Here is a 4,785-nt window from a genome sequence, read left to right on the forward strand (position 1 = left end):
TTTCCTTATTTCTTTTTTTAAAGTTTCTTCTTCCATTTTTTTTCCTTTTTGATTAAATTTATATAGCTTTCGCATAACGAACTAGGGGAGACGACGTTCCTCGTAGCTGAGCCTGCGAACGCAGGCGTTAGCGTCGGCGCGCTTCTTGCGATCGCAAGAAAGCGTGACGGAGAGGAATGTGGCGCAGCCCAAGCGAGGCCTTGTGCCGAAGCGCAGCGTTTCCCCGTTGTTATACGACGTTCGGAGTTAGAGAGGGGAGCTACAGTTCCCCTTTTATTAGTTTTTCTATTTTATCTTTTGGCGATTTATAATCATTGTCACCAAAACCTTTAGAATTCATTTGTATTTTTAATTTTTCGAAATTTAATCCAGTACATGGTCCAGAAGGATTTGAATTATTTATTCCCGCCATCCAATTACATGCCATTTTGAAATAACCGAAAGCATTTGGATGAATACCATCAGGTGAGTAATCATTTTGATCATTTAAGAGATTAAACATATTTACTACCCTGACTCTAGCTTTTATAATTGGTGGTAGAGCGTTATATTTACTATCAATAAGACTATTGTATAATTGTATTTGGGAATTTAGATTTGAAAACTGTTGATTAATGGAGGAAATTTGAATTATTTTAGCAACAACGACAGTCGTATTTGTATTTGCTGCTAGAATATTATTAATAATAATAAATAGGTTATTAGCAGCGGTTTCGTAAGATTTATTTTGTAGAATGTCATTTGTACCAGCATGTAATAATATAAAGTTGGAAAAACTAGCGAAGGTTGAGATTTGCATTAGCTGGTCTGTTCGATAACCTGGATAACCATCATGAGTTTGAGTATTAGTTATCCATTGTAAATTATAGGATCCACCGCTTTGGTAACCTTCAGTAGTAAAATATAATCCTAAACCTTGAGTAGCAAGTAAAGTCAACCATCCTCTATATCCACCTCCAGCCAATGCAGGAGGCATACAAAGTTGTTGGTTAATTTGTGAAACGTAACAATTACCCCAATCAGAAAAACCAACACCATAAGTGATAGAATCACCGAAAGGTCGAATAAGAATGGGCTGTAACGATTGTGCAGTTAAACTAGTTAAGTTGGAATAGATGACTAGCAGACAGGCAAATAGGATTTTCTTAATATTTTGTTTCATATTTTTCTCTTTTATTAAAATTTATTCCGACGAATGTCGTATAACGAACTAGACTAACCGACGTAGGCTGACCCTGAGTCCCGGAACGGGACGTTAGGGACTGGCACGGAGCTTGCGTATGCAAGCGAGTGACAGAAAGCCTATGTGTCGCAGACCAAGCGAGGGCGAAGTCCCGAAGCGCAGCGGTTAGTTGCTGTTATACGAAGTTCAAAATGCTTGATTTTTATTCTGAAGGTGAAGTTTCATTTTGTATGATTTCTGTTTTATCTATTTCTTCAAATTCTTCTTTGAATTTTTCTTTATAAATTTCTGGAAATCTAGGATGTTTTCTCAATTCCTTGAATATTGGCCATTCTTTGAATGCTTCCTTTGGTAAGTCATTTGAATCTGCAATTTTTCCCATCAGTAAAAGAGCATCATCAAGCTTATTTTCAAGCGAGTATTTCGCAACTAAGATTTGATTGTTTAAGCCACTCCAAGAAGTTGAATTTAGCAATTTTTGACATTCTTCTTCTTTACCCATCCATTTTAATGTTTGTGCTTTATTTAGTAGAATAAATCTATCTATTTCCGCTTCTTTTATTTTTATCTCTTTTGAAGTTGCAAAATTAAGAAAGACTAGAGCCATTTCATATTTTTCATCAAATATTAAATTATAACATAGGCTATTTAATTCAGAATCAGCCTCCGCTGATTCTGATGGGAAGTGCTTTCTCCAAATAATTTGTATAAATTTTATTCCAAATTCAAAAACAAGATTAATGGAGTTTCTGATATAATGGGAATCTACTTCAAGTATTTGGCCTTTCTGAACAGTTACCGGGTTTTTACAGAATTTTGTATTATTGCAATTTGTTATATACTGTTCATTTACTACTGCATTCGTATGTACTAATAAATTTCTTCTTTCCGTTAATTCAATATAATTAGCAATGAGGTCTTTATCTGAAAAGAGCGTAAGATTTAATTTGGTTTCTAATTGTTCTAACTGTTTTAAGTGATTTTCTCTAAGCAGTGATTCAATTTCTCTTTCGATTATGCGAGACTTGAGTTCTTCTAAATCAGAATAATTAAATATTTCTTCAAATGTAAGCGTTTTTTGACTTGTTTTTAGAGAGTTTTCTTGTTGTGAATATATTTTTTTCAGAATATCTGATATTAAAATATCTATTTGTGAGACTAAGGATACAATTAAGCTCCTTGGCATAAATCTAGCTGCATTCCCCAGAGAGATTATTTTTTTTTGAGATTTTCTGATTTTGTTGTGATGTATGACCGGGATTTTGTAAGTTTTTTTCTCCTGATCATCGTTGGGTTCAGATTCTTTTTCAGCATATGTTTCTAGCACTTCCGTAAAATCTTGGATTGCATTGCTAGCAGCTTCAGCAATAGTTTTCGAAAGTAGTTCTTGTGCTAGGTAATAGGATTCTATTGAGTTGTAAAAGTTATTGTGTATTTTTTTCATATTTTTTGAATTTCGTATAACGAACTAGACTAACCGACGTAGGCTGACCCTGAGTCCCGGAACGGGACGTTAGGGACTGGCACGGAGCTTGCGCATGCAAGCGAGTGACAGAAAGCCTATGTGTCGCAGACCAAGCGAGGGCGAAGTCCCGAAGCGCAGCGGTTAGTCGCTGTTATACGCCGTTTTTTTTATACAGGAATTTTCCTACTTAGCTGAGAATTCCATTTCTTCATTTTTATATAAAACGAATTTTTTATCGAAATCATAGGTGAAATTTATAGTAAGATCTCTTGGTGTAATAATTTCTAGAATATTTTTGTTTTTTTGACTGCTTTCATTAAATGAAATGATATTTCTAATACACATTTGAAAATCATTTCCAGTTTTTAGAATATCTTCATTATACGGATGAAGATCATTAATATAATAGGGTCTATTTTTTTTTATAAAACCTCCTCGATAAAAGTAGGAGTAAGGATAAAAGTAAGAGACGATCGAAATTGGCAGATTTTCATTAAGTTTAAATTGATAATATTTAATATCTTCGAAAATATCAATATCCTTGTTTTTATCAAAGCAAAACTCGTATAAAAGATTCACATTGTTTTGATTAAATTGTTTAATTTGTAAAAAATCACCTTTATTAAAAGTCGCATTATTTGGATCTTTAATAATTTCCTTCAAATTTTCATACTCAAGAAAGAAAGCAGACTGATCATAGAATGCTGATCCATAGAAAGCTGCTTCTTGAAATCTAATACTTGCTGTTTTGTTTAATCTGTAATTAGAATTGATTCCTGGTGAAATAATAGTGAGGGCGCAACCAAAGAAGGGAAGAATCATAAAGAATATTTTTTTTATATTCATAATATTTTTTAAAAAATGGCGTATAACGAATTAGACTAACGACGTAGGCTGGCCCTGAGTCCCGAACGGGACGTTAGGGACTGGAACGACGCTTGCGCAAGCAAGAGGAGTGCCAGAAGCCTATGTGTCGCAGACCGAACGAGGGCGCAAGTCCCGAAGTGAAGCGGTTAGTTGCTGTTATACGAAGTAAACCGCTTATTGGTTAAAAGTCAGGTGGTTATCAAAATTTATTAGAACATCTTTTATAACGACACCGGCAATTCCTTGCGATACAAGAAACAAAGCATAAGGATATTGCTGAGGTCCATTAAAGAAAGCGAAAGAAACGCTAAACCAGAGTAGTAAAAATGTATTTCCGTAATTAATTTCATTTTTATCGTCTAAGGAAAATTCGAATAATATTTTATCATTAGTTATGTTGAGTGTATTGCATCTAGTATTTTTGATATATCTTGAGTAAAGAGCACTTGCATGTTCAGTTTTTTGAACACACGGACTATATAAATCGGGAGTTTTATTGTAATCATTATTAATGCCAAAATTAGATAGTATGCATTCCTATAATCGATCTATAGTAAGGAATAGTGTCTTTCGATTTAATGAATAGAAACCCAGTATATTTCCTTTGGAACAGAAAAGTTAATTATATCAGAATTGAAATTTTCGCTAAAATAAAAAGTTGGAGAGAAAACATTTCCATTTTTTTCAAAAGAATCTATATCTTGAATATAAAATTCCATACTAACATTGGATGGATTGAAATTATTTAGTTTTATTGTAATAATTGAAGAATCATTCTTTATTTGAGGATTTAATTCTTCCTGAATTCTCAAGGCATTTCTTGAAAGACAATTAGTCAAAGTAAGTAAAGAAGCTATGAAAATATATTTTTTTGTTCATAATATATTAGTTTGGTTTATTTCGTATAACGAACTAGACTAACCGACGTAGGCTGACCCTGAGTCCCGGAACGGGACGTTAGGGACTGGCACGGAGTTTGCGGATGCAAACGAGTGACAGAAAGCCTATGTGTCGCAGACCAAGCGAGGGCGAAGTCCCGAAGCGCAGCGGTTAGTTGCTGTTATGCGAAGTCAGAGGTTTCTGAAAATTGTTGCTAAGAATTTTATTCTAATTACTCTTATTTTCTTTTTTAGCAATTTCAAAATAGATTTAGTTAGAATGTGTTAGCAATTACTAATTCGTCCAATTAATATGAAGCATACTACCAAGAGCTAATATAAATTAAACCTTCGATCGGATTTTCTGATAATATTAATATTTTTGTAATTTA

At 33.6% G+C, this 4,785-nt stretch carries 3 protein-coding genes; all 3 read right to left on the bottom strand.

The genetic code is table 11. The features are described 5' to 3' along the window. Positions 1-259: 259 nt before the first annotated feature. A complete protein-coding gene (locus LEP1GSC203_RS17995) occupies positions 260-1,162 on the bottom strand; it encodes a GDSL-type esterase/lipase family protein (protein WP_002975528.1) in 903 nt (300 codons plus the stop codon). A gap of 223 nt (positions 1,163-1,385) precedes the next feature. After that, positions 1,386-2,627 carry a hypothetical protein gene (locus LEP1GSC203_RS18000; protein ID WP_002975529.1) on the bottom strand — a complete coding sequence of 414 codons (1,242 nt, stop codon included), beginning with the start codon at positions 2,625-2,627 and terminating at the stop codon, positions 1,386-1,388. A gap of 204 nt (positions 2,628-2,831) precedes the next feature. After that, on the bottom strand, positions 2,832-3,494 hold the full coding sequence (locus LEP1GSC203_RS18005; protein ID WP_002975527.1) for a hypothetical protein: 663 nt from the start codon (positions 3,492-3,494) through the stop codon (positions 2,832-2,834). Positions 3,495-4,785 lie beyond the last annotated feature (1,291 nt).

Origin of the sequence: Leptospira terpstrae serovar Hualin str. LT 11-33 = ATCC 700639, assembly GCF_000332495.1 — a bacterium.
GTDB lineage: Bacteria > Spirochaetota > Leptospiria > Leptospirales > Leptospiraceae > Leptospira_A > Leptospira_A terpstrae.